General features: G+C 40.6%; 22 protein-coding genes. 11 read left to right on the top strand and 11 right to left on the bottom strand.

Going from position 1 to position 24,910, the window contains the following annotated elements:
• The first annotated feature begins 17 nt into the window (after positions 1 to 17).
• Genes BFP97_RS16020 through BFP97_RS16010 form a run of 3 tightly spaced genes read left to right on the top strand, consistent with a single transcriptional unit; the run spans position 18 to position 2,842 of the window.
• Complete coding sequence (locus BFP97_RS16020; RefSeq protein ID WP_069843391.1) at positions 18 to 1,115, top strand: DUF2911 domain-containing protein; 1,098 nt, start codon at positions 18 to 20, stop codon at positions 1,113 to 1,115.
• Between the two features lie 12 nt (positions 1,116 to 1,127).
• Positions 1,128 to 2,156, top strand: a complete 1,029-nt coding sequence (locus BFP97_RS16015; RefSeq protein WP_255399561.1) for a sensor histidine kinase — start codon at positions 1,128 to 1,130, stop codon at positions 2,154 to 2,156.
• On the top strand, positions 2,153 to 2,842 hold the full coding sequence (locus BFP97_RS16010; protein WP_069843389.1) for a LytR/AlgR family response regulator transcription factor: 690 nt from the start codon (positions 2,153 to 2,155) through the stop codon (positions 2,840 to 2,842). The genes BFP97_RS16015 and BFP97_RS16010 overlap by 4 nt, the downstream gene beginning before the upstream one ends.
• Positions 2,843 to 2,873: 31 nt before the next feature.
• Here the strand turns inward: BFP97_RS16010 and BFP97_RS16005 are convergent, their stop codons facing one another.
• Both BFP97_RS16005 and BFP97_RS16000 read right to left on the bottom strand, forming a co-directional pair.
• A complete protein-coding gene (locus BFP97_RS16005; RefSeq protein ID WP_139135338.1) occupies positions 2,874 to 3,458 on the bottom strand; it encodes a hypothetical protein in 585 nt (194 codons plus the stop codon).
• Between the two features lie 8 nt (positions 3,459 to 3,466).
• Positions 3,467 to 3,997: a hypothetical protein gene (locus BFP97_RS16000; RefSeq protein ID WP_139135337.1), complete on the bottom strand. Its 531-nt coding sequence runs from the start codon at positions 3,995 to 3,997 to the stop codon at positions 3,467 to 3,469.
• 341 nt (positions 3,998 to 4,338) lie between these two features.
• On the opposite strand from BFP97_RS16000, the gene BFP97_RS15995 reads away from it, so the two are divergent.
• Positions 4,339 to 5,529, top strand: coding sequence for a cation:proton antiporter (locus tag BFP97_RS15995; RefSeq protein WP_170827486.1), 1,191 nt, complete (start codon positions 4,339 to 4,341; stop codon positions 5,527 to 5,529).
• 72 nt (positions 5,530 to 5,601) lie between these two features.
• Positions 5,602 to 6,669, top strand: a complete 1,068-nt coding sequence (corA, locus tag BFP97_RS15990) for a magnesium/cobalt transporter CorA (RefSeq protein ID WP_069843386.1) — start codon at positions 5,602 to 5,604, stop codon at positions 6,667 to 6,669.
• A 1-nt stretch (position 6,670) separates the two neighbouring features.
• On the opposite strand, the gene BFP97_RS15985 is transcribed toward corA, so the two are convergent.
• From BFP97_RS15985 to rimK, 5 genes are all read right to left on the bottom strand, one after another.
• A complete protein-coding gene (locus BFP97_RS15985) occupies positions 6,671 to 7,204 on the bottom strand; it encodes a mechanosensitive ion channel family protein (RefSeq protein WP_069843385.1) in 534 nt (177 codons plus the stop codon).
• A gap of 53 nt (positions 7,205 to 7,257) precedes the next feature.
• Positions 7,258 to 8,010, bottom strand: coding sequence for a DUF2490 domain-containing protein (locus BFP97_RS15980; RefSeq protein ID WP_083262612.1), 753 nt, complete (start codon positions 8,008 to 8,010; stop codon positions 7,258 to 7,260).
• 4 nt (positions 8,011 to 8,014) lie between these two features.
• On the bottom strand, positions 8,015 to 9,148 hold the full coding sequence (locus BFP97_RS15975) for a serine hydrolase domain-containing protein (RefSeq protein ID WP_069843383.1): 1,134 nt from the start codon (positions 9,146 to 9,148) through the stop codon (positions 8,015 to 8,017).
• Between the two features lie 121 nt (positions 9,149 to 9,269).
• Complete coding sequence (locus BFP97_RS15970; RefSeq protein ID WP_069843382.1) at positions 9,270 to 10,214, bottom strand: succinylglutamate desuccinylase/aspartoacylase family protein; 945 nt, start codon at positions 10,212 to 10,214, stop codon at positions 9,270 to 9,272.
• Positions 10,215 to 10,223: 9 nt separating this feature from the next.
• On the bottom strand, positions 10,224 to 11,123 hold the full coding sequence (gene rimK, locus BFP97_RS15965; protein ID WP_069843381.1) for a 30S ribosomal protein S6--L-glutamate ligase: 900 nt from the start codon (positions 11,121 to 11,123) through the stop codon (positions 10,224 to 10,226).
• Positions 11,124 to 11,475: 352 nt separating this feature from the next.
• Here rimK and BFP97_RS15960 point away from each other — a divergent pair, with 352 nt between their 5' ends.
• Complete coding sequence (locus tag BFP97_RS15960) at positions 11,476 to 12,327, top strand: universal stress protein (RefSeq protein WP_069843380.1); 852 nt, start codon at positions 11,476 to 11,478, stop codon at positions 12,325 to 12,327.
• A gap of 9 nt (positions 12,328 to 12,336) precedes the next feature.
• Here the strand turns inward: BFP97_RS15960 and BFP97_RS15955 are convergent, their stop codons facing one another.
• On the bottom strand, positions 12,337 to 14,430 hold the full coding sequence (locus tag BFP97_RS15955) for a helix-turn-helix domain-containing protein (protein ID WP_069843379.1): 2,094 nt from the start codon (positions 14,428 to 14,430) through the stop codon (positions 12,337 to 12,339).
• Positions 14,431 to 14,663: 233 nt separating this feature from the next.
• Between BFP97_RS15955 and BFP97_RS15950 the strand changes: the two genes are divergently transcribed.
• The 4 genes from BFP97_RS15950 to BFP97_RS15935 all read left to right on the top strand — a co-directional run bounded on the left by BFP97_RS15950 (position 14,664) and on the right by BFP97_RS15935 (position 19,396).
• Positions 14,664 to 15,251: an ankyrin repeat domain-containing protein gene (locus BFP97_RS15950; RefSeq protein WP_069843378.1), complete on the top strand. Its 588-nt coding sequence runs from the start codon at positions 14,664 to 14,666 to the stop codon at positions 15,249 to 15,251.
• Positions 15,251 to 16,339, top strand: coding sequence for an acyltransferase family protein (locus tag BFP97_RS15945; protein ID WP_069843377.1), 1,089 nt, complete (start codon positions 15,251 to 15,253; stop codon positions 16,337 to 16,339). Before BFP97_RS15950 ends, BFP97_RS15945 begins: the two co-directional genes overlap by 1 nt.
• 100 nt (positions 16,340 to 16,439) lie before the next feature.
• A complete protein-coding gene (locus tag BFP97_RS15940) occupies positions 16,440 to 16,775 on the top strand; it encodes a PadR family transcriptional regulator (RefSeq protein WP_069843376.1) in 336 nt (111 codons plus the stop codon).
• Positions 16,772 to 19,396, top strand: a complete 2,625-nt coding sequence (locus tag BFP97_RS15935) for an ABC transporter permease (RefSeq protein WP_083262611.1) — start codon at positions 16,772 to 16,774, stop codon at positions 19,394 to 19,396. The genes BFP97_RS15940 and BFP97_RS15935 overlap by 4 nt, the downstream gene beginning before the upstream one ends.
• Positions 19,397 to 19,461: 65 nt before the next feature.
• Here BFP97_RS15935 and BFP97_RS15930 read toward each other — a convergent pair whose 3' ends face one another.
• The 3 genes from BFP97_RS15930 to BFP97_RS15920 are packed head-to-tail and all read right to left on the bottom strand — an operon-like array spanning position 19,462 to position 22,075.
• Positions 19,462 to 20,286 carry a universal stress protein gene (locus tag BFP97_RS15930; RefSeq protein ID WP_069843375.1) on the bottom strand — a complete coding sequence of 275 codons (825 nt, stop codon included), beginning with the start codon at positions 20,284 to 20,286 and terminating at the stop codon, positions 19,462 to 19,464.
• A 37-nt stretch (positions 20,287 to 20,323) separates the two neighbouring features.
• Positions 20,324 to 20,857: a YSC84-related protein gene (locus BFP97_RS15925; protein ID WP_139135336.1), complete on the bottom strand. Its 534-nt coding sequence runs from the start codon at positions 20,855 to 20,857 to the stop codon at positions 20,324 to 20,326.
• A 42-nt stretch (positions 20,858 to 20,899) separates the two neighbouring features.
• Positions 20,900 to 22,075 (bottom strand): Pycsar system effector family protein, encoded by a 1,176-nt coding sequence (locus tag BFP97_RS15920; RefSeq protein WP_069843373.1) that lies wholly within the window; start codon positions 22,073 to 22,075, stop codon positions 20,900 to 20,902.
• Between the two features lie 227 nt (positions 22,076 to 22,302).
• Here BFP97_RS15920 and BFP97_RS15915 point away from each other — a divergent pair, with 227 nt between their 5' ends.
• Positions 22,303 to 24,906 carry a BamA/TamA family outer membrane protein gene (locus BFP97_RS15915; protein ID WP_069843372.1) on the top strand — a complete coding sequence of 868 codons (2,604 nt, stop codon included), beginning with the start codon at positions 22,303 to 22,305 and terminating at the stop codon, positions 24,904 to 24,906.
• The last annotated feature ends 4 nt before the right edge of the window (positions 24,907 to 24,910 follow it).

Raw genomic sequence — 24,910 nt, 5'->3', positions numbered from 1 at the left:
CTTAGAAACTCTGCCATATGAAGACTCCTTATTCCTTTGCTCCCCCCAAGTTCATCGCATTTCTTTTACCACTATTCATGCTCTTCAGCGTATCGCTGAATGCTCAGTGGGAGTTCAGAGATGTTATCAAACATGACAACATTACTTATCCCAAGAGTAGCAAGCGAGCTCAAGTATCTCAGGAAATTGGGATTACGACCATTTCAGTAATGTATCATCAACCGGGGGTACGCAACAGGGTCATTTGGGGAGGGCTTATTCCCTTTGGGCAAGTATGGCGAGCGGGTGCCGAAGAGTCTACCGTAATCACCTTTATGGATGCTGTTAAGGTCAACGGATCAGCGGTACCAGCTGGTAAATATGGTCTCCATATGATTCCAGAAGCCGACAAATTCATCATTATTCTTTCTAAAAACCATACGCAATGGGGTAGCTTCTATTATCAAGCGACAGAAGATTTGCTCAGAATTGAAGTCAACACGGAGAAAGCTCCTTTTCGCGAATACCTGCATTACGGGTTTGACTTAAAAAATGAAAATACCACAGATCTTTTTATGTCATGGGCAGGCCTCAAAGTACGACTGGAGATTGAGGTGGATGAAACGGCCACAACCTTGGCCGTCATTAGAGATGAGTTGAGAACCCTTCCAAGATTTACTTGGCGAGGTTCCCGAGAAGCAGCACTTTTCTGTTGGCTTCATGATGTCAACCTTGAAGAGGCCTTACAATGGATCAATCTGTCCATTAGGATAGAGGAAAGGTTTGAAAATGTATTCATCAAGTCGAGAATTCTCGCATCACTTGGTCAAAAAGAAGCGTCTGAAGAGGCTTTGAGCCTAGCCAAACAACTGGGCGATGTCAACGACATGATATTTGTTGCTGCTGAGACAGTTGGACATCACAATAGTCCCGAAAAAGCCCTTGAAGTGCTCAGTATAGCGGAAGACAATTATCCGACTAACTACCAAGTAGATTTTCGAAGGGCCATTTGTTACGGTTGGCTTGGTGATTTAGAGAAGACAAAAGCGTTTTTCAATAGCGCCCTTACGAAGGCTACCAGTGAGTCTGAAAAAACCAGAGTCTTGCAACGCATGAAGGAATATGGTTTAAAATAGTTATCCTTGGCTGTGAGAAATAAGAAGGAATTAGCGCTTCATGTTCTTTTTTGGGTTTTTAACACCCTCATCTTCACTTTTATTGAAGGTGCCTATTCTGAAGAATTTCGAAGAGGCTTTTATCTCGAATTGGGCTTTCTACCCGGTAGGCTTGTTGTGGTATATATCAACTACTCCTGGCTTCTGCCTAAGTACTTACTCCAAAGCAACTACCCCAAGTATATATCCTATACCCTGATTTCATTGCTCTTGGGTAGTTTGATCCACAGGGTAGTGATGTATGCTTATGTAGAAGTGGCCGTGTTAGGTTTTGAAGAGCCAAGCCAATTCTGGGGTTTGGTCAACTTCGTTCAGGGAGGTATCATCATTCTGATTCCATTTATGTTTTTGATAGGCCTCACTGTCCTGACCAAGTGGAAAAGCGCTGAACAAAAAGCTGAATCATTTGAGAAAGAAAAACTAGCAGCTGAGCTCAATTACTTAAGGTCACAGATAAACCCTCACTTCTTCTTCAATACCCTTAATAGTTTATACGGACTGGCATTGAACAAATCTGAAAAGACACCGGAAGTAGTCTTGAGACTTTCGGAACTGATGAGCTATATTTTGTATGAAGCGGACAAAGCTGCAGTGACGGTTTCAAAAGAGCTCGAGCAAATAGAAAGTTATGTAGCCCTAGAGCAAATTAGATTTGGAAATCGGTTTGAGGTGGACATTCAGGTGGAAGGAGATACGGACTTTATAAAGATCCCTCCGCTCATCTTGCTACCCTTTGTTGAAAATGCTTTCAAACACGGTGTTAATACGGCCTCAAAAGATGGATGGCTGAGCATTAAAGTGAGTTGCGATAATGAAATCCTTGATTTCGAAGTGAGAAACAAGGTTTTTGAGCTTGATCGCGAAACCTCTGAAAATAAAGGCCTGGGGATTAAGAATGTCAGTAAAAGATTAGACTTACTCTTCCCCGAAAAGCATGAACTCAGTTGCCAGCATGTAGGACAAGAGTATCATGTAAGGCTACTACTAAAGGAAACGCTATGAGTATAAATTGCCTCATCATTGATGACGAACCGATCGCCCAGGAAATTATTGAAAGGTATTTGGCACCTTTTGATCAAATTCAGATAGTTGGCAAATGCATCAATGCTGTTGAGGCGAATTCCCTTCTCCAATCTAAAGCGATTGACTTGATATTTCTTGACATCCAAATGCCTCACATCGATGGTTTAGCCTTTATCAAAAGCTTAGCGAACCCTCCTAAGGTGATTGTGACCACTGCCCACAGGGAATATGCAATTGACGCCTTTGAAATTGACGTAGTGGATTATTTGCTCAAGCCAATTTCACAGGAACGATTTCTGATAGCACTCAATCGCGTTTTGTTGGTTGATAAAATTACCAAAGAGTCTGCCCCGTACATTTACTTGAAGGTAAACTCCAAAATGGTACAGGTCTATCTGAGTGAAATCTGCTATATACAGGGTCTGAGTAATTATGTTAAGGTCTATTGCGACAAACGAACGCTGATTTGTTATCAGAAGCTTAGTCATTTAGAAGGGGTCTTACCTGACCCCCAGTTCAAAAGAGCTCATAAGTCCTACATTGTAAACCTTAAAAAAGTACGCAGCTATACTAGTAGAGATTTAGATGTGGGCATTCAGGAGATACCCATTGGAGCGAACTACAGAGAAGGAGTCATCAGCCATTTAGCCAAGTATAAGGCATAAGACAGTCTCTTTGCATTGAATTTGCCGTTATCTACTTCTTACGTTCGGCCTGAAATTTTTTGCCTTTTGGTCCATGCATTTGCCACTTGCCTCTAACCAGTGCTTCAGTTTTCCAATCGATCAAATCGTCTGAAACACGGACGAAGGTTTCTCTAAAGTTTCGTACCCATCCTTCTAGCTCGGGATATGGAATTTGGGTATAACCTTCGGGATAATAAACGGCATACGTTCTCTGTATATTTCCATCTGCCAAGACGGTGTATTCTCCCTCAAATAGGATCTCATTTTCATGTTGGTATTCTAACCATACCAATTTCTCATTGAGTGGGTTAAATGTAATGATGCCCTCCGAATTGGTCTTTTCAGCCCCTGGTGTAGCGATCCCTGTCGTGGACCAAATCACTTTTTTATTCTGGCCCCACTTGAATGAAATTACTCTTAGATCCTTGTATTGTGGATTGGCTTTCAAAAAGTCATCGTTGCTTGGTGGACCCCACTCTCCAATATAGAAGGCCAAAGGTTCAAGCGGACTTTCCTTTTCTTGTGCTATCGCTATGCCTTGAAAAATCAGCAGTACCAAGCACATTTTGAGTAGTCTATTTACACTTTGTTTCATACTATTCATTATTTAATTCTCTTCCATGTTGATGTCCCTGTTGCCACCCACTTGTCATTCAATGCCATTTTCTGAAAAGTCTCTGCTTTCATTTCATCTTCGCCTATGACATAGTGAATGTCTCTTACAAAATACTCCTGACCTTGAGCGGTGGTAGATTTAAATTGAATATCCAGATGTTTGCCTTCATAAGGCACAATGTTGCCAATGCTGGTCTCTCCCCATGAAGTTCTCTGGACTAGTAGAATTTCTTTCTTTGCTGGGTTGATAAAATTCCAAACCTCCATCAAATGAAGGGTGTCTCCGTTGTTCTTAATTCCGATAATGTCGCCCCAAACGGATTGTTCATCGGCCATTTGAGCAAACTCCATCATAAAACTTCGAAAGTCTTCAGGCTTCCCGCTGTTCTTTTCATTTGTTGAAATCCATTTGCCGCCAACGGTATGGTTTAGGAGATGAACAAGATTGTTCTCCTGATCTTGCGCCAAGCCATTGTATAACGTCATGATGGTAATGACCACAACCAGTTTGAATTTCATTTTCATAGGCTCTTCAATGGTTAAAAAAGACCTGATAATTCAGGCAATGCCATATTGAGTTACGACAAAAAATGGGCTAAGAAATCTGATTTATCTCTACTGACAGTTTTGACCCTTGAAAGGGAGGTTATGCTATGCAAACACATTTCCTCAAATCTTAAGAAACTACAAGCATCTTATGTATGGATAACACCAATCATTTGAGCGTTGGGGTATTATACATGCCCAATTCATTTGGTTACTTAGAGCCCATCAAAAAAGCATAAAAAGATATGTTAAATTCAAGCATGTACTTTCACAATCTCACAATACTGCTATCCACTGAGAGCAATCCGTTCTTAATGAAATTTGTAATCATTTCACTTGGAGTAGTTGGTATTGGGTTTCTTCTGAGGCTAATTAAACAACCTCATGTGATCATTTATATCATCACTGGGGTAATATTGGGCCCTTCCGTCACCAATATCGCAGGTGACAGCAGCCTCATCGATCAACTAGGTTCTTTAGGGCTGGTTCTTCTACTATTCTTTATAGGTATGGAGATTTCTCTACCTAAGCTTATTGCAAACTGGAAGTTTTCATTGACGGGTACGCTTATCCAAATTTTGGCCAGTGTTTTTGCCATATGGATCATTGGCTACTTCCTTGACTGGCCCTTGGCGCGTGTGGTTACTCTTGGGTTTGTAATCAGTCTGAGTAGCACGGCAGTAGTGCTTAGAATCTTGGAAGAAAGAAATGAAATGGAAACCAGAGTTGGGCAAAACGCACTCGGTATTCTACTGGTTCAAGACGTTCTCATTGTACCAATGATGATCATATTAGGCTATATGTCCGGTGGTGAAATTCACGCCAAAGATGTGGTCTTACAATCAGTAGGAGCTCTGCTTATTATACTATTTGTCATATGGTTATATAAAAAGGGCGAGATTAAGCTGCCCTTTGACAAGCTCCTAAAAAATGATCATGAGATTCAGGTTTTCTTTGCCTTCGGCCTATGTTTTGGCTTTGCTGCTATCACCGGTTTCTTCGGTTTATCAACTGCCTTAGGGGCCTTTGTTGCTGGTATGCTGGTAGCCTCTTCTAAGACCACCGAATGCTTTCATCATAGCTTATACCCTCTCAAGGTTATCTTTTTGGCCTTGTTCTTTATTTCTGTCGGACTCCTAATCGACTTAGAGTTTATTTGGAACAACATCGGTTTAATCAGTCTTCTTGTTGGCGTGGTCTTTATTACCAATAATCTAATCACCGCCTTAACGGCCAGAATGTACAAAATACCTTGGGGTGAGAGTTTTTACCTTGGCGCGTTACTCTCCCAAATTGGAGAGTTCAGTTTCGTACTTGGTGCTTTAGCTTATGGTAGCGGAATCATTGCTGACTTTGCTTATCAGGTCATTATTTCTGTAATATCGCTGACACTACTATTAAGCCCTTTTTGGATTAAGGTTTCTTCTCGTCTCAGTAGAGACAAACGAGTCATCACAGGGAAAAAATCTAATGAACTGCAATCGAATATTTCCGATAATTCATAAACTCTGGAAAAAGGCTATATCAATGGATATTTCTATATTGACCTAATTCATCCATGCCCATTCAAAGTCCCTATGGCAAGATTTTTAAAAGATAGATCTAAGAAAATTGGTGCTGCACCTGGTACACCGGTGTTTATCGGCAAGCAGCGCCTCAAGGAAACCTCTATTCACCTTATTGACTATACCAATAAAGCGATTTCTGAAAAGCATTTTGAAAATGAAACGGCCTTAGAAGGATTAAAAGATAGTGGAACAGTATCCTGGATTAACGTTTGCGGGCTACATAATGAAGAACTTATTACCGAAATAGGCGGTCATTTTGACCTACATAATTTACTCATCGAGGATGTTCTGAACACGGGTCAGCGACCCACATTTACTGATTATGACGATTATTTCTTCATAGCAGTTAAGATGTTGAAATATGATAAAGTACGAGACTATGTTGATTCGGAACAACTCACCTTCGTTGTTGGCAAGAACTATATTTTAACTTTTCAAGAAGAGCTTGGAGATGTCTTTGACCCTATTAGGAATAGACTACGTAAGGAAGGTGCAAAGATTCGCGAAAGAGGTGCTGACTATTTGTGTTATGTCATGTTAGATACGGTAATAGACCACTATATCCATATCATCGAGCGTTTTGGAGATAAAATTGAACATCTTGAAAGTCAAATTTTAGGAAGCGATGCCTCCTCGGATACGATTCTAAAAATAACCGATTATAAACGAGAGATGAGCTATCTCCGAAAAGTCATTCGACCAGCACGCGAGGCTTGTATCCACTTTAGTAAATCTGACTCTGCCTTAATTCATAAAAGAACACAACCTTTTTTGAAAGACCTTGAAGGGCTGGCCAGCCTCACAGCTGAGTCAGTAGAAACATACAGTGATATTCTATCTGACCAATTGAATATTTACCAAACTACGGTATCTAATCGATTGAATGATGTAATGAAAGTACTCACCATCTTTTCGGTGGTCTTCATTCCTTTGACCTTCATTGCTGGTATCTATGGAACCAACTTCGAATATTTACCGGAGCTGCAATACCATTATGCCTATCCGATTTTCTGGGGCGTCATGATTACCGTTGCCTTAGGTATGCTCTACTATTTCAAACGGAAAAAGTGGATTTAGGCTAGGCCTTCTTTTGAAACGATGGTTTCTGAATGGCAAGGTTATTAGGATAAGCTGCCATACGACCATCTTCCAATTCTACATGGATGTAGAACATTTTGATATCTACAATCAATCCTTCTACAGAGTTATCACCATCCTGTATGCGGATGTAAGAACCTATCTTGTACGGAAAGAAGAAAAACAACACAACAGAGGCAGTAAGGTTACTTAAAATGGACCAGTGGGCGAACAACGCCACACCTACTACTGTGAAAATACTGGCAAAATAAAATGACAGACCAGAAAGGGAAATTTCCCAAGTAACTCCTAACAAAGCACCGAATAACAAGGTATTCGCCAGACCTGTGATTTTCTTGATATAGAGCATTCTTGACTTATCAAAACCATGCTTTTCACCATGTCTGATAACTAAAGTTCTGATAACTTTTCTACTTATCAGATAAAGAACGACAACCCCAAGGGAGATGAGTAAAGTGACCAAATGATCTGCGAACCATTTTTCGAGATCGACTATAATTTGCTCTATATCCATAGTGGAAATTTAGTGATTCCAATTTGTGTTCTACACAAAGCCTTATCGAATTTTTACCATCTATGCCCGATCCCCAACACTAAAATGTGTTGCGTCACAAAGTCGATAGAACTACCGGAAGGAACGAATATATACATATAGCCAAGCTTGAAAGTAGATTTAGCCGTTAACCTTCCTTTAATTCCTGCATAGATTCTATTCTGATCTAGATAGTTTCTTGTAATTCTCTCCCCGAAATTGATTAGTACCTCATCATATACTTCCAGCTTCAAATCATCAATCTTTTCACTTTGAATCGGTATGGCAAGACCCAATTTATGCCCTGCTCGATAATTAAAATTATAACCGCTCAGCACTTCACTACCCGCAGTTTTTCGATTGTATCTCAGCTCAAAACGAAAACGGTGCGTCACTTGAATTTTGCCCAATGGTTGTTTCCATTCAGCAAAAGTATAAGGCCTTACTTCAGGTCTATAAACAGGGTTTTCTCCATTGATATTATGCCAGAAAACAGCAGTACCCAAGGTAAATTTCACATCAGACTTTAAGGTATATGCCAGCCCAGGTCTCAGCACTTGCTGACTGCTGTAATTGACAAAGTCTTGCCTTCGGTGCTGAAAATCCAAGACAACCGAGAAACGATTACCCAAGTCTACATCTCCTTTATATTGGTACCACGTAAGCATATTGGCATCATTGTTCTTTTGAGCCCTTGACATAAAAGTGGCTAATATCATCAGACTCAAAATGAACACTAACCTTGTACTTATTGGTCTTCCCGAAATGTCAATAACCTTGTTCAACATCTCTTTATCTTTTTGGGATTACTTTGGCTTCCACAGGAGGCAACTTATCGATCGCTTTCAACGCGGCCTCATGAATTTGTTCCTCAAAAATATTCTTTCCCACAACGGAAGTATGACTAAGCACAATGATTTGTAAATCCTTCTTGGGAAAGTAGGCGATCCCGTTTCGAAAGCCTTCCCATAAACCATTATGGAAAACTTTCAATAGTCTGAATTTTGACCACTCAAGCTTAAAACCCATACCGTAGCTTTTTGAAGTCTTCTCAAAGTCTTTAGGATAGAACATAAGGTCTATCCATTTTTGATTCAGTATTCTCCCTTCCTTCAGCGCGATGAACCACCGGTTCAAGTCCCAAGCCGAGGAATAAATGCCCTTGTCTCCAAAAACTGCATTAGACAGGCTGGATTGAATCGGCAGATATAGTTTTGTAACACTATCCCTATCGTATCCCGTCAACGTTAAACCACCACGTACAAAACTGGTTTTAGTCATATTCAGAGGTTTAAAGTATTGCCTTGACATATAGTCCTTAAATGGTGTACCTGTAATGTCCTCTACTAAGAGTGCTAGTAAAGCATATCCAGTATTTGAATAAGCATGATCGGTACCAGGTGCAAAATCTGTAGACGAAATGTATCGATTAATCAATGGTATGATATCTTCATTTTTCGGCCCCAAATCAGACTTCCAGGTATTTTCTAAATACCAAAAATAGTCTGGCAAACCCGATCCATGTGTAAGCAAATGCTCAATGGTGATCTCTTTAAATTTGAATTCAGGAAAGTATTGAGAAAAAGAATCATCTAATGAGAGTTTGCCTTTGGCAATCAACTCTAAGATAGCTACTGCCGTAAACTGCTTGCTGATCGATGCCAACTGAAACCTGTAGCCTTTTTCTAAGTTCTCTTTTTGGAAAGGGTTGGCAAAGCCAAATGAAGAATGCGTCAAAATGCGATTGCTCTGACACACCAATACCTCACCGTTAAACCTATAGCGTTTGGCCATTGATTCAATGGTATTTTTCAACTCGAGAATAGCGAGTTCTTCAATACTGGTTTTGGGTTTAAAGTAAAGTGAATCCTTATTTCTTTGAATTGCCTCTACCGACTGAGCAGCTGAGACTGTCTTAGCGTGCATTTTAGCCCTCAAAGCTTCTATTGCCGTTTGACCAGTGAGGTCTGTGCAGCAAAGAACAGTTAGAATTGATAGAAAATATTTCAGAAAGGAAGTTCTCACTCTGTTATCAATCGTCTAGTGACTAATCAATAGTTGTTCTACCAATATGCATGACTGCATCTCCCATATGCAGAATTGGGTTATTCTGTAATCCAATAATGTACCCTTCCGAAGGCGCTTTTAAGGCTACACTGAATTCTCCAAAAGGATCGGTAATATGACCCACCAATTGATTCTTTTTTACATACTCTCCGCTCTGTACTAAAGTCTGGAAAAGGCCTGATGACCTTGCTCTAACCCAAGAGGAATGGTTGATCATCTTGTTCTCATAACCAGGATCAGTCATTGGCTTAGCCGCCATGCCTAAGTGATGCATCAATCGTTGTGTTCCATTGATACCTTCCTGAATCGCAAATTCATCAAATCGGCCTGACTCACCTCCTTCAAAGACTAGTATCTTTTTACCAAGCTTGGCAGCAGATTGCCTGAAAGATTTTGGTCGATAGGGTGAGTTCAAAGTGAAAGGGGCATGAAAAGCTTTAGCCAAGTCGGCATTGATAGGATCTTTGGTCAAACATCTTACTTGAGGGTAGTTAGTCCGATCGGCACCGCCCGTATGAAAATCTACTCCATAGTCTATCATAGGAACGATATCTCGCATCAAATAATAAGCAACTCTTGAAGCCAAAGATCCATTTTTATTTCCTGGAAACGACCTATTCATATCTTTTCCATCAGGTAAGGATCTTGAAAAGTGAATGAAGCCATAAATATTAATGATAGGAATACAAATGACCGTTCCGATCTCTGGTATATGGATATCTTGATCGATGATTCTTCTTACTGTTTCAATCCCGTTGATTTCATCGCCATGTAAGCCCGCAGATAACAACAATACGGGACCAGGCTTTTCTGCTCGCGCAATGGTAATAGAAATATCAATGGGTGAGTGAGAGGGTAGCTTGGCTACATTGACTGTTATTCTATTTGTTTGACCAGGTAAGGTCTCTACGTTATTGATGATCATATGAATTTCTTAGGCCTTATTTCTTCGTCTCTTTTTCTTGGCAGACACTTCTATAAAGTCAACTATTTTACCCGCAATATCAACATTCGTGGCTTTTTCAATGCCCTCCAGACCTGGCGAAGAATTAACTTCCAACACCATAGGACCAGATTTTGATTGTAGCATGTCTACACCAGCAATTGCTAAACCCATACTTTTTGCAGCAAGCAAGGCAGTCGATTTTTCTGCCCTTGACAATTTAATAATATTGGCGTGACCTCCTCTGTGAAGGTTAGAGCGAAACTCACCTTCTTTGCCTTGTCTTTTCATAGATCCGACAACTTCTCCATTGACCACAAATGCCCTTATGTCTGCCCCTCCTGCTTCTGCAATGAACTGCTGTAAAATTACGCGAGTTTTAAGGCTTTCAAACGCCTCTACCACAGAAGTAGCAGCCTTATCAGTCTCCGCTAGCACAACGCCTAAACCCTGAGTACCCTCAAGGAGTTTGATGACTACAGGAGCACTTCCGATATGCTTAAGTACCTTATTTTCTCCCTTCGCAAAGTTTGTAAAAGCTGTTTTAGGCATTCTCACACCTACACTGGAGAGGATTTGAAGACTCCTTAATTTATCTCTCGATCTGGTAATGGCCAATGATTCGACAGCAGAAAAAACATTCATCATCTCGAATTGTCTAACCACGGCTGTACCATAGAAAGTGACTGAAGCTCCAATTCTTGGAATGACGGCATCTATATCTGTCAACTGCTCTCCTTTGTAGTGGATGGACGGTCCTACTTCATCCATAATAATATCACATTTCAAGTGGTCTATCACGAGAGCTTCATGCCCTTTTGCGGTAATGGCTTCAACCAAGCGACTCGTAGAATACAATTGTGGATTTCTGGATAATACGGCAATTTTCATAGTGTCTCATTTTTAAGTTTAGCGGTGCATTGAATTCAATACACAGAAGCAGTCTAGGAGATTGTTAACCCGTTGTGAAAAGCCTCCGGAGTATTCGGCCTACTTCTTAAAGACCCACCTCTTTCTAAGACCAGCTAACAGTAATTAGGATTGAGTGTTTTTGACCATTTACTTTTTGACACACTAGACTAAATGCCTGATGAAATGATGTAATATCTGAAATTAAGGAAATTATACCGCTTCCCATGACGCTCTGCCTCTTAATAAACCAATAGGCTATTTGCCAATTGTTGGTAATGTGGTCAAAGAAATCGAAATTGATTCCTAGTCATTATTTGTAACTAAGGTTTGTATGTTCAATCAGATTCTCGTTCCTGTAGATTTTTCTCAAAAATCTCGTCACTCTCTGGAGATGGCCTGTCAAATAGCCGAAATATCTAAAGGTGAGGTTGATGTTTTCCATATTGTACAGGCAGCGTTATCCGTCCAAATGAACGAGGCGGGTGAATATGAAAGCCTTGGGAGCAGTGGGAAACAATTCCTTCAGGATATTCTGCAAAGCAATCAACTACGTCTAGAGCGGTTGACCAATGAGTACAAATCGGAAAATTTTGACTTAAAGCTCAGGCTAAAAGTAGACGACTTACCCGATAAAGTGGCTGAGCACATTCACAATGAGAATTACGACCTTTTGATTGTAGGAGGGCATACGGAATACAAAATCGATAGCGCTTTCGGTATCAATCACAACGAGCGTATCGTCAGATTAGCGAAGAAACCTGTGCTGGTTGTTAATAACCCCTCGCAGGACAGACGAATAAAAAAGATTCTGGTACCGACCGATTTTACAAATAACTATGAACAGTCCGCTCATCAGTTGAAAGAGATCCAGCAGTTTTTCGATGCGCGTCTGGAGTTCCTGCATATCAATACGCCCTCCTTTTTTAGTACAAGCTATGAATTAGATAAGCGCATTGCTTCTTTTCAGAACAAGCATAATTTTGAAAATTGTGATTTTAAGGTAGTCTCTGATAAGAGTCGAAAAAAGGGAATCCTCAGAGCCTCTATGCACTATGGGGCAGATATGATATTATTGCTATCCTTTCAACCCAATCAATTGCAGCGCATCTTAAGAGGTGATATAACTGAATATGTAGTGAACCATTCGGAACTTCCGGTAATGGTATTGAATGTAGAGAAGTAGCATTTTTGATCAGTAAGAAGAGGCTTTTCTAAGATTCCGACTATCGAGTAAGCCTTCTTTCTCGAGCATTTTTCTGATTTCCCTATGGCTCTCCCAAAACTGATCATCGATTTTCTGCATAGTCGGTGCATAGTCAGGATGTACCTCTAGTCGCTTCATAATAGGGTCATCCTTCATCAACATTACCAACCAATAATAGTAATCGCGTTGCTCCGAGAATTTCTTTAGGTATTCGATAGCCTTTTCGACATCTCCCAAATAAGCATAGTAGCTCGACATGATTAAGTCTTTGTAGATGGAATTGTCATTTTGAGCAAACTCATAATAAGTCTCTATTTGTTCTTTCGCCTCCTCTTCCCGGCCGAGTTGGTCGTAAACAAAGGCAATTTTTAATGCTTCACCTTCAAAGATGCTAAGACCATAAGTCTTTTTGATGGTGTTGAATATATCGTAGAAATATGCAGCCTCCTCATACTTTTCCATGGTGTAATAGACCTTGGCTACCTCTTGGATGATATCAAGACGCGTAGTGTCCTTTCTCAAAACATCTTTCAATAGATCGACCGTTGTGGGCAAATCATTGCCCTGAGCCATTTTGATGTATGGATATAAATACTGTGAAAATAGATTCGTACTGTCCAAGCTGATTGATCTCTTCACAATAATTTCTGCCTCATCGAAAAAACCAGTCTGCGCTAAAGCATTGCTAAGATGCAAAAACGAAATACTCGTCATTGTAGAGTCGGCATTCGTTCTATCAAGCTTAAAGACTTTTAGTGCATGGGTCAAATACCTTCTTGTGTTAGGCATGTACACATTATAAATCTCAGACAAGAAATTATTAGCGCTCACCGAACTTGGGCTATAGGTCAAGGCCTTTTCAAAGTATTCCACTGCCAGAGGATACTGAGCATCTTGCATGTAAAAAAGGCCTTTAGCCACTTGGCTAGCAAAAAGTTCGGGGTCCAGGAAAAGGGACCGATCTGAAAGCTCATTGAGTTGTTTGGTAAACTGTTTCTGAGCTGCATAAAGGTCTATGTAATAGTAGCAAATCGCCATATTGGCATAGCCAAGGGCAAAATTAGGATCTTCTTCGACTGACTTTTCAAAGTATTCCAAAGCCTGGTATAGATCGGCACCAAAGAGTTTGTTCATAATGGCCAAGCCTCTGAGAAAGTAATCATAGGCCAAAGCATTTTCGGTAGGTAATTTTTCGATCCGTCTTATTTCATCGGGTGAGATATAAACCTCAATCTGTTGGGCAATATCCTTAGCAACCTCTGCCTGAAGGTCGAACACGTTATTGGATAACCTTTGATACTGCTGCGACCAGAGATGATCATCTTTTGGCGCCTCGATCAGTTGGATCGTTAACAGGATTTCATCCCCTACTTTTTGACCGCTTCCTTCCACAATATAATCGGCATCAAGTTTATCGGCTATTTCAGCAATTGATACTGCCTTATCGCGATAACTCTCTACTGAGGTTCTACTGATAACTCTGAGGTTTTCAATCTTCTGTAAATTATTCAGCACCGCTTCCATCATACCATTAACAAAGTAGATATTGCTGGAATCGTTACTATCATTTTTAAAAGGCAGAACGGCTATCGATTTCTCCTGATTGCGATTTTCAGCTGGCTTCTGGTTTGGGAAAAAGATAATGGTCAGTACAACTGCACAAACTATTGCAATGGGCCAAAGCCACTTTTTTGAGCTTTTATTTCGTGTGTCACCTACCGTAGCTTCTGATTTCGATGCTAGAAACCTTGACTTTTCCTCACCTGGAGGATAGCCATAATGCTCTCGATAGCATTTTGTGAAGTAGGATACACTGTTGAATCCGACTTTGTAGGAAACCTCGGAGACCGTAAACTCATCGCTTCTTAAAAAATCCTGTGCATGATGCAATCGGGTTTGCCTGATCAAAACACTAACGGAAAGGTTCGTCAGTTTCTGAACCTTTCGGAGTAGGTTAGAGCGGCTCATGTCCAAACTTTCTGCCAATTCAGAAACGCCAAAATCTTGATCGGACAGGTTCTCTTCAATCGTTGAAATGGTCCTATCGAGAAAGTCGCTCTCTATGTTTAAGAAGTTTGACATATCGTCAGTTTGCACATTTAATAACTATACAAAAAAGAGCAGGATAGTTACCAATTCCAAACCCCTTAAAATTAGTGCTAATCCAGTGTTTGCGTCATAGTTTATAGCCAAAGGTCATAATTTCTAAGTTTTTAGCATAGCTGATATAATCCGCAACATTCCAATATAGCCCACCCAGAAACATTTGAGGACCTTTGTATTATCAGAAAAAATAGAACTCAAACACGTTTATCATGAAATACAAAAAGACAAATTTTTTAAAAGCTATAGTAGCTATTTTACTATTAACAATTGGCTTTTCTCTCCAGTCATGCAACAGTGAGAAGAAGGGAAATAACGAAGAAGAAGTAGTCAGTGCACCAAGGCAAACACTCTTTGAAGCAGCCTTTACCGGAAAGCTAAACTTGATAGAGCAACATATAAAGGCTGGAACTGATTTAAATCAAAAGGATGATTTTGGTTCAACCGCCCTGAACATCGCTATCACTTTTGGAAAGACTGAAATCGCCAAAGCACTTATAGAAGGAGGGGCAGATTTATCAGTGACTACGGCCGATGGATCAACGCCTTTACATTCAGCGGCTTTTTTCGGAAGAACAGAAATCGTAAGAGCTTTGCTTGAAAATGGTGTTGACATCAATACGCGAAATAGCTACGGTAGTACTGCTCTCGAATCTGCCCAAGCACCCTTTGAGCAAGTAAAGCCAATCTATGACCAAATGAAGCGTGAATTAGCACCATTGGGTCTCAAGCTTGACTATGTCGAGATTGAAAAGGCACGAAAAGAAATAGTAGCTCTTATTACTAACTATCAAGGGTAATGGAGATCAATACGACAGACTACCAGAGAAGGTATGATATCGACTGGCTAAGAGTTATTGCCATTGGTCTTCTTCTCATTTACCATATCGCCATTGGCTTTCAATCTTGGGGAGGACTTATTGGTTTTATTTTGAGCGATGAGCCTATGGACTCTATCTGGATACCGATGTCGGCACTCAACGTTTGGCGTATTCCCCTGCTCTTTTTTGTATCGGGAATGGGAGTAGCCTTTGCCATGCGTAAGCGGAGTTGGAGCCAACTCATGAAAGAACGAGGACAGCGCATTCTAATTCCATATGTATTCGGAATTGTCGCCATCGTTCCGCTCCACTTTCTAGTTTGGCAAACTCATTATGAGCTTCCATTGTCTTATGAAGCTAACCCTGCACACCTATGGTTCCTCGGTAATATTTTGATGTATGTGGTGGTTCTTTCGCCTTTCTTCTATTACCTAAAGAGAAATGAGGGCGGTAAGTTTCACAAACTGCTAGTATCACTTTTCAAGAACCCCTTGGGGCTATTGGTGGTAATCATTCCCTTTGTCATTGAATCCATAGTGATTAACCCAATGAGTTTTGAGACCTATGCTATGAACTCTCATGGCCTATTTATCGGGTTTCTCGCTTTTTTCTTTGGGTACTGTTTCATCTATGCTGGAGAAACCTTTACAAAAACGCTTATCAAGTGGAAATGGGTATTCCTTACCCTTGCCTTCGGCATGTACTTATACAGGCTTTTCAATTTCGAGCTAATGGGACCAAACTACCTCAAATCAGTTGAGTCGAATTTATGGGTCTTTGCTGTATTAGGAATTGGCTTTGCCTATTTAAACAAACCGAGCAAAGCATTGAGTTATCTAAGCGAAGCCGTATACCCTGTCTACATCATACACATGGCCGCCTTATACCTTGGCTCATTACTCATTTTTCCATTGGCCATACCAATCTTTGCTCAGTTCATACTGTTGATTCTATTCACGGGGATCAGCTGCCTGCTCACCTATGAGTTGATTATCAAACGAGTTAAGGTATTGCGACTTCTCTTTGGGCTAAAAATAGCGAAGCACAAAAAAGCATTAGACAAGTAATTATTAGGTGCCATTCATTTGGCACTTTTATTAAAACTTCAATTAGTATAATAATAATCGCTTTCCTATATTTACTTCAATTAGAATAAAATAATTTGCCATGAAGAAGCATAAACTTGGTGAGTTCCAAGAGCTAGTCCTTATGAGTGTGGTCATCTTAAAGGAAGATGCTTATGGAAACGAAATCGATCGCTATTTGGAGAGTTGCCTCAATGAGCGACAAAGTATGGGCGCTATACAGACCGCTCTGAAACGCATGGAGGAGAAAGGTTTTCTCACTTCTAAATGGGGAGAAGTAACCCAAAAAAGAGGCGGCAAACGCAAACGCATTTATGCGGCTACACCCTTAGGTCAAAAGGTGCTTAGAGAAATGAGAGACCTGCGCACACGCATGTGGAACGAAATGCCGGATTTGGAAATTGGCAGTCTCTCATGACGAAAAACCCCAATCACCATCCGCCACAATGGCCTATATGGTTACTGCGAAAATTCCTAAGGCCTCAGTATGCCGAAGAAATCGAGGGTGATTTAGAGGAGAGATTTCTAGACGATATCCAACGATACTCTGCTAAAAAAGCCAAAAGACAATTTGTATGGCAGGTGGTCAAGCTTATGCGTCCTGCCTTGATCAAAATGATTGGCGGAACTCAACAATTAAACAACATTGGAATGCTCAAAAACAACTTTAAAACCATTTTAAGAATCATTGCTCGTGAGAAAATGTACACGGGCATTAACGTTATCGGTCTAACGGCAGGCATCTCTGTGGCACTCTTAATTCTATTCTACGTCCATTTTGAATTGAGCTATGAAAGCTATAATCCAAAAGCAGACCGCATAGCCCGCATTACCACCGACTATATGGATGGCGGAGCCTTAATAGATCAAGATGCAGAATCTTATCATTTGCTCGGTCCAATGATGAAGGAAGAATTCCCCGAGGTCGAAGAATTCACTAGGGCCTTCCGCATGTCCGAGTCAGTTCTCAAGGTTGATGAATCGACCTTTAGAGCCTCCAGAATCTTTGCCGTGGACCCAAGTTTTTTGAGCCTTTTTGGATATCCATTGATTCAAGGAAATCCTAATACGGCCTTAAAAAGCCAACGAGATATGATACTCACCGAATCCGCGGCTTTGAGGTACTTCGGCACAACAGACATTGTAGGAAAAACCATGTGGGCCTCCGTTATCGGTGGAGATTTAAAAGTAGTAGGTATCGTCAAAGACAGCCCAGCCAATTCACACTTGAAATTCGACATGCTCTTCTCTTATGTTACCATGAAGGAGACATTGGCCAAACGTGATAGTCCATGGAATAGCAACGATACATTCTCTTATCTTCTACTTACGAGTGCCGATCAGTTCGACACATTTAATCAATCAGTCCAACGACTTTCTGATCGTTTAGTGAAAGAAGATAAAATAGAAAACGAGCGTGTAATCGCTCAGAGAATGCAGGACATTCATTTATACTCTCACAAGTCCTATGAGCTGGAAGCAAACGGTAATGCTACAATCGTCTATTTTCTATTGTCCGTGGCACTATTGGTAATTACGATTGCGATAGTAAACTATATCAACCTTGCTACTGCCAAGTCTATGGATAGAGCCAAAGAAGTCGGCATTCGGAAGGTAATCGGCTCTACTAGTAATCAATTAAAAGTCCGGTTTTTCATTGAGTCATTGGTGATCAATGGCCTCTCAGCTATTCTTTCATTGATTACCCTATATCTCTTATTGCCAGATTTTAAAGCAACGGCCGGTTTGCCAATGACCTTTTCCTTGTTTGACAACGGTCTTTTTTGGGCTGTCTTTACAGGACTAATTCTTTTCAGCACCTTGGTAGCTGGGAGTTTCCCAGCCTTTATTTTGTCCTCCTTCAAGCCCGTGGCGGTATTAAAAGGAAGGTTTTCTCACTCAAGTCGGGGCATCTTACTAAGAAAAGGGTTAGTCGTTTTTCAATTCGCCATTGCCATTTTTCTCTTGATACAAACCTCAACATCTTCCCGACAATTGGATCATATGCAGTCCAAAGATCTGGGGCTGAATTCAGAGCAAGTCGTGGTTGTATCCGCCCCTCCAACAACTCCGGAAATAGCAAATTTCAAGCTTTTCAGAAACGAACTTTTGGATAATAGTTCATTCAAATCTGTGGCCTTGTCGACCACTGTACCTGGCCAGCCCACTAGTATGATGGGCAGTACAACAGGTATCAACCTAGTGAATGCGGTAGAAGAACACAACTTCAATTTCTTCCTCTATTTCATAGATAGTCGCTTTATACCCACCATGGAATTTGAGCTATTAGCAGGTGAAAATTTCAGAGAGGATGCCAGCGAAAGAGAAGTAGTAGTAAATGAAGAAGCGGTTAAACTTTGGGGAATTTCGGATCCCAAAGATGCGATTAATCAGAAAATAGATCTTTGGGGAAATGAGCATACAATCATTGGGGTATTAAAGAATTTCCATCAAACAGGAGTCAAAGGAGGCTATATCCCCATGATATTTCGTCATAATAATTTCGGTGGTTTTGTCAGTATTAGAACAGAAGCTGGAGACATCACCACTCAACTAGCCGAAATTGAATCGCTATATGACACCCACTTCGATAGCCCTTTTGAGTTCTTCTTTTTGGATCAAAAGTTTGACGAGCACTTCAAGTCTGATCAGCAATTTCAAACAGTTTTTAGCGTCCTGAGCATTTTTGCTTTGCTCATTACTTGCCTTGGTCTACTGGGCCTCTCCTCTTTTACCGTTGCCAAACGCAAGAAAGAAATTGGGATTCGCAAAGTGCTTGGAGCAAGTGTCAGTCAGATCATTACACTCATCTCTCGGGACTTCATTTGGCTAATTGGTATTGCCTCTATGATTGCCTTACCTATCACTTATTACATTGTCGGAAGTTGGCTCAATAGCTATAGCTATCGCATTGACATTACTTTCTGGCTCTTTGCGGGACCAGCGATCCTCGTCTTTCTAGTAGCTATCACTACGATCTTCTCCCGAACACTGAGTATTTCGAAGATGAATCCAGTAAACTCTTTGAGAGATGAATAAGCTGTTTCTATTATCAAGTAAAAAAGGGCAGCCAATTGGCTGCCCTTTTTTAGGTGTTAATAACCTTAATCCTGTAACATCATGAGTGGGAGCGGCATATCTTCGATCAGCTCTTTGGTCGTACTACTCTGCATAAACCAATCCAGCAAGCCATGCTGTCTTGGCACCATTGCTAGTAGATCCACCTGATTCTGAACACAGAAGTCAATTAAACCATCCTTGACTTGGTCATACGATTTGAAATGGAAGCTGTGCGAAACATCCTTTAGGTACAAATGCAGACTTTTGGCAATATCGATTTGCTCATCTTCCAAAGCGGCTTCATCCGCCACGTGCACTACGTGAATGTGTGAGAAGAAGTGTTTGGCAATATTAATGAGTTGTTCAAATACCGATGGATCATAAGCCTCAGAGTAATCACCAGCCAATGCAATGTGTTTCATACTCATTATCTTTGCCTCTTCTGGCAGTACCACAACTGGACAGTCAACGTGTTTGGCAACATTATAACTCTGAGAGCCAGTTAGGTTTTCCAAAAAACCACTTTTTCCAGAAGATGCCATCACCACTAATCCTATTTCATGCTCCTCTGTGATGCGCTTGATGGCATGTGAAAGATTACCATAAGTGACTTTAGTTGTGCAATTCATATTGGAATCAATGGCAACTTCCTTAATCAAATCATGGAGCCTCTCTTGGGCAGCATCACGTTGGACATGTAGGTTTTGATAATTGGCCCCAACGACTGGAGAAGTTGAAAATCCTGCTGGTAGCTCTAACGAGTGCATCAAAATGATACCCATCTCAAGGCGTTCTGCCATGTGAATGGCATTCTCAAGAGCTGTTACTGATTGCTTTGTAAAATCTATAGGTACTACGATATTTTTCATAATAGTGGGTTTATGGGTGAAACATTTGGGATAATTCTTATAGCTCGCTGGCGGGTACAAATTTGAACTTCTGTCCACCGATCGATGCCTCATACATCAGGCCACCGTTGGCTAAAGTGAATACGGCTACTCCGTCAGTGTATTTAGCGTCAGCTGAAATTCCTGATTTCAATGCTACTGCAGAAGCCTGAGCAGCAAACTGAAATTCGTTACTGATAAATCGGTTGTATGCGTCAGCATTCTCAAAGAAGATTACCTCTCCGTAGGATTTGCCTCCAAACTGAAAACCGATAGTTACTTGTTTCATTTTAGATCCGCCTTGAACGGCACCGTTCTTAAAGACCAATCCTTTTCCAGCAGCACCACCGATACCGATAGCACCTTTCCCTATAGAAGGGAATACTGCATAACCATACGATGTCTCGAAAAATCGATTAATCTTTGGATCTACTTCTTGAAATTCAGCAATTGCTTCATTCACCTTGCCTCTATCGAAGCCATCTTGTGCGAAAGCTCCTTGGCTCAAAAGTAGGGTGAGTGCTATAAGTGTTGATTGTAATATGTTTCTCATTTTCATTTTCTTAATGTTTTAAATTTTATAATTCGATTGATTTTAGCTGTATTGAAAAAACATGAAGAGGGTCATGAATGTCAGTACACTCAATGTTAGTCCAGCCATAAAAACATTGTAAGAGTAAGTCACCAGCTTGTACTTTTTATCAAGTACAAGACCGAGGAAATAGATGTCCACAGACATGCTATCATACACCCTATCATCATTCTGCCTGAATAAGCCCATCTCCCTTACAAAATCTGTTTTCTTGAGAGCAGTGAAATTTCCAAAGAATAGAATACTACTCTCTTTGCCCAGCAGTCGCTTTTTATTCACCTCTTTATTGGTGACTTTAGGTCTTGCAGATAGAATGGCAAAAATTACCGCAGCAAGAGAACCTGCTACAAAAATCATTACTGGTATTGTAAATCGGCTGTACTTAAAGAATCCTTCTTCAAAGAAGGTATAACCCGTACCCCCAAGGGTGATAATGATGGAAAGAATAATCGTGTTAACACGAATGATCAGGTTTGCCTTTTGATCTGCTATAGAACTCAGATTGATATGGTTTCTATAAACAGTGCGGTACATGGTCTCGATACCCCGACCTAGTTTTCTGCTTTTTCTTTTTGCTTTCTTTTCTTTTCCTTCCTCTTTTTGAATTCGCGCCAGAAGCTTCTGGCTATTCTTCGCTTTTCTCTTTGCCAAGTTTTTGATGGCATACTCAGTTCTATATTTATGGTTCGTAATTAATTCATACCCCTCTCTTAGTGCATTGAGTACACTCTCTTCCGCATCTTCCTCTACTGTCTTAAATTGCAGCTGACGGATGAGTTTTTTCTTTCCTAGGTATTCATAGTAGGCGTCATAAAACACTTCTTCTTGGAGAGTTTTATCATCCGAATCGTCCTCTACAGACTTCATTAATGATTGTATAGGAGCAGTGTCAAAACTTTCATCAAGACCTTTTTCAAAATCTTCTAAGTCTTGAATTGCCTTTTGTAAATGAGTTTCTCCAGGCTCCCACTGACCCGTATGTATGAAGGCAGCAGCTATAATGACTTCGAAACATTGTTGGTCGTTGAGGCCTTCCTCGGAGCCAATTTTCTCTGCAGCCTTCATAAGGCTCCAAGTCTTGTCAATGGAGTGGAAGGGTGTCTGTTCTTTTTCTCTTTCTTTATATAGTTGGATCAAGAAAGACCTGACTTGTTCCACAATGTGTTTTGACTGTTTCATACTCCATTAAGAGCCAATTCTCATACCATATGTGTAAAGCCCATCCGTGCTAAAATTTGGGCCCTCAAGCACTTAGAATAAAATGAAGTGTGGAATTAATTACCCATTTCACTTTGAGAATTGGGTCGTCAATTCCCCAAAAGTCATACAGATTCATTTCAAAAAGTCTCTGAAGATCGAAAAATGACGATTTCGATTTATGCCATAGTGTTTGCAGTAGTAGAGGCATGCAACACTATAAAATTTTTGTCCTACTTATTATTATAAATGTCAGCGCGACACCCGCGCTGGCTCAAAACGTTAAGCAACTCAAACCTGATTCGACTGCCACAGCAGCCGCTAACGTAAACTTCTCCAACGGGGCTATCGGGAAATTCTTTATGGGTAAACATTATAGAAAGGAATGGATAACACCCATTACAGCACCCGTATTTGATGTAAACTCCTATAAAGGAGGCCTTGAGATTTTAAAGCTTGGTGGCGGCTTCCAGACAAAGTCAGTACGTCTTCAAGACAGTAATGGTATACAATATAATCTGCGCACAGTAGACAAGTTTCCAGGAGACAAGTTACCCAGCGCATTTCGAGGAACGTGGGTAGACAATGCTTTAAAGGATCAGATCAGTACTGCGCATCCTTATGGATTTCTAGCAGTACCAGTGTTGGCCGATGCAGTCGGTGTCTACCATACCAAACCCAAATTAGTGTATGTGCCTAAAAGTGCTCCATTGGGTGACTTTGCCAAAGCATATGGTGACAAACCTTTTATGATTGAAATACGGCCAGACGAAGATCTGTCTGGTTTCGATCGGTTCGGGAATTCAGAAAATATCGTGGGTACTGATAAAATGTATGAGCACATCATCGAAGACAATGACAATGAGGTCGATCAAAAATCCTTTGCAAAAACACGACTACTAGATGTATTGATTGGTGACTGGGATAGGCATAACGATCAATGGAGATGGGCTGAATATGAAAAAGAAGATAAAGGCTCAATTTTTAGAGCCGTACCAAGAGATCGTGATCAGGTGTTCGTCAAAATGGAAGGACTTATTCCTCGCATAGTGACGTCCAGATTTTTTATCAGACGTATGACTCATTTCGGGTATGAAATTGGAGATCTCAAAGGCTTCAATTGGGCGGCCAGAGACTTAGACCATAACTTTTTAAATGAACTTACCCTAGATGATTGGGTTGAGACTGCACAATATATACAGGATCAATTGCCAGACGAGGTAATAGAAAAAGCCATTAATCAATTACCGAAAGAAGTAAAAGATATTTCAGGTGATCAGATAGTCAGCAAACTCAAAGCTAGACGTAATGACCTAGTGAAATATGCCACAGAATTATATTACAACCTCTCTAGAGAAGTAAGAATTTTTGGGAGTGATAAGCACGAACGATTCTTAGTTGAAAGACTTGATGATCAACGAACTAAGGTGACCGTCTTTAAAACTGAAAAAGACGGAGACTTAGAACAGAAGCTTTATGAGAGGACATTTTTCTCTAATGAGACTGAAGAAATTCAATTATACGGGTTGGACGGTCAGGACGATTTTAGAATATCTGGTCAAGTCAATTCCGGTATAAAGGTCAGAATTGTAGGAGGACCAGATGAGGACATCTTTAATGATGAATCTCAGGTCAAAGGAATGAGCAAGAAGACTATCATTTATGATAATACTTCGGACAGGGATAATATTGAATCAAGTGCCGAAACCAGAATTAAGTCTTCTCAAAAAGATTGGATCAATGAATTCAACAGAGACTATTATGACATAGATTATTTAGGTCCAAGAGTTTCCTTCGAGTTCAACCCAGATGACGGTTTGTTTTTAGGAGCGGGCATCTACTGGGAAGATCAAGGCTTTCGTAGAAACCCAGGATCCGATCACTTGCTTGACTTTAATTTTGCCACACGAACCTCAGGTTTCAACATAGGGTATGAAGGAAACATCTATTCAGCACTAGGGCACAATTGGGATATAGCCATTCGCGCTGATGGTAATAACGATAAGTTTGCATTCAACTACTTTGGACAAGGCAACAGCACTAAAAATGTAAGAGACATAGATTTCTACCGCGTCCAGCTGGCTCAGATTAACTTTTCTACACAGATTGTCAAACGTGTCAGTCGTGCATTCTCTTTAGGCTTCGGTCCTGCCTACCGATCCGTCCGCGTAAATGATGAACCCAACACCATTTTAGGTGAGCCAACCATCAACCCTGAACTTGTATCCACCGAGACAAAACACATGTTCGGAGCCAAATTCTTTACTGACTTTACACTTAAGGATCACCCTGTGCATCCGAGTAAAGGAATTAGTTGGAGAAATGAGTTCGCTTACTGGAATGAGATCGATGGTAATGATATTGATTTTGGTAGAGTAAGCTCAGAATTATCTCTCTACTATACACCTGAATGGTCGTTCAGAATGACCATAGCCAGTAGAACTGGTGTGAGCACTAACGTGGGTAACTACCTTTTCTATCAATCCAACTTTCTAGGTGGACAGGAAAACCTAAGAGGTTTTAGAAGAACTCGTTTCGCAGGAAAAGGAAGCGTATATCAAAATACAGAAATCAGATTGAGCCTAGTGAATATTCACAGCGTCATTCTTAATGGTGATTTTGGGCTGATCGGGTTTATAGATCACGGTAAAGTATGGGCTGATGATGTAAGCGAATCCAATAACTGGCAAAGAACTTACGGTCCTGGAGCCTACTTACATTTTTACGAGCGCCTGGTTTTCTCAGCGCACTACGGTATCAATGAGACATCTGACGATAACACACTATTGGTTAGAGCAGGGTTCTTATTCTAAAAAT

The sequence above is a fragment of the Roseivirga sp. 4D4 genome (genome assembly GCF_001747095.1).
Taxonomy (GTDB): domain Bacteria; phylum Bacteroidota; class Bacteroidia; order Cytophagales; family Cyclobacteriaceae; genus Roseivirga.
This window is presented reverse-complemented; position numbering and strand designations above follow the sequence as displayed.

Bases quoted from the DNA above. Each gene is read 5' to 3' on its own strand.
- BFP97_RS16020 (WP_069843391.1), top strand. From the start codon at position 18: ATGAAGACTCCTTATTCCTTTGCTCCCCCCAAGTTCATCGCATTTCTT.
- BFP97_RS16010 (WP_069843389.1), top strand. From the start codon at position 2,153: ATGAGTATAAATTGCCTCATCATTGATGACGAACCGATCGCCCAGGAA.
- BFP97_RS16005 (WP_139135338.1), bottom strand. From the start codon at position 3,458: ATGAAACAAAGTGTAAATAGACTACTCAAAATGTGCTTGGTACTGCTG.
- BFP97_RS16000 (WP_139135337.1), bottom strand. From the start codon at position 3,997: ATGAAATTCAAACTGGTTGTGGTCATTACCATCATGACGTTATACAAT.
- BFP97_RS15995 (WP_170827486.1), top strand. From the start codon at position 4,339: ATGAAATTTGTAATCATTTCACTTGGAGTAGTTGGTATTGGGTTTCTT.
- corA (WP_069843386.1), top strand. From the start codon at position 5,602: ATGGCAAGATTTTTAAAAGATAGATCTAAGAAAATTGGTGCTGCACCT.
- BFP97_RS15985 (WP_069843385.1), bottom strand. From the start codon at position 7,204: ATGGATATAGAGCAAATTATAGTCGATCTCGAAAAATGGTTCGCAGAT.
- BFP97_RS15980 (WP_083262612.1), bottom strand. From the start codon at position 8,010: ATGTTGAACAAGGTTATTGACATTTCGGGAAGACCAATAAGTACAAGG.
- BFP97_RS15975 (WP_069843383.1), bottom strand. From the start codon at position 9,148: ATGCACGCTAAGACAGTCTCAGCTGCTCAGTCGGTAGAGGCAATTCAA.
- BFP97_RS15970 (WP_069843382.1), bottom strand. From the start codon at position 10,214: ATGATCATCAATAACGTAGAGACCTTACCTGGTCAAACAAATAGAATA.
- rimK (WP_069843381.1), bottom strand. From the start codon at position 11,123: ATGAAAATTGCCGTATTATCCAGAAATCCACAATTGTATTCTACGAGT.
- BFP97_RS15960 (WP_069843380.1), top strand. From the start codon at position 11,476: ATGTTCAATCAGATTCTCGTTCCTGTAGATTTTTCTCAAAAATCTCGT.
- BFP97_RS15955 (WP_069843379.1), bottom strand. From the start codon at position 14,430: ATGTCAAACTTCTTAAACATAGAGAGCGACTTTCTCGATAGGACCATT.
- BFP97_RS15950 (WP_069843378.1), top strand. From the start codon at position 14,664: ATGAAATACAAAAAGACAAATTTTTTAAAAGCTATAGTAGCTATTTTA.
- BFP97_RS15945 (WP_069843377.1), top strand. From the start codon at position 15,251: ATGGAGATCAATACGACAGACTACCAGAGAAGGTATGATATCGACTGG.
- BFP97_RS15940 (WP_069843376.1), top strand. From the start codon at position 16,440: ATGAAGAAGCATAAACTTGGTGAGTTCCAAGAGCTAGTCCTTATGAGT.
- BFP97_RS15935 (WP_083262611.1), top strand. From the start codon at position 16,772: ATGACGAAAAACCCCAATCACCATCCGCCACAATGGCCTATATGGTTA.
- BFP97_RS15930 (WP_069843375.1), bottom strand. From the start codon at position 20,286: ATGAAAAATATCGTAGTACCTATAGATTTTACAAAGCAATCAGTAACA.
- BFP97_RS15925 (WP_139135336.1), bottom strand. From the start codon at position 20,857: ATGAGAAACATATTACAATCAACACTTATAGCACTCACCCTACTTTTG.
- BFP97_RS15920 (WP_069843373.1), bottom strand. From the start codon at position 22,075: ATGAAACAGTCAAAACACATTGTGGAACAAGTCAGGTCTTTCTTGATC.
- BFP97_RS15915 (WP_069843372.1), top strand. From the start codon at position 22,303: ATGCAACACTATAAAATTTTTGTCCTACTTATTATTATAAATGTCAGC.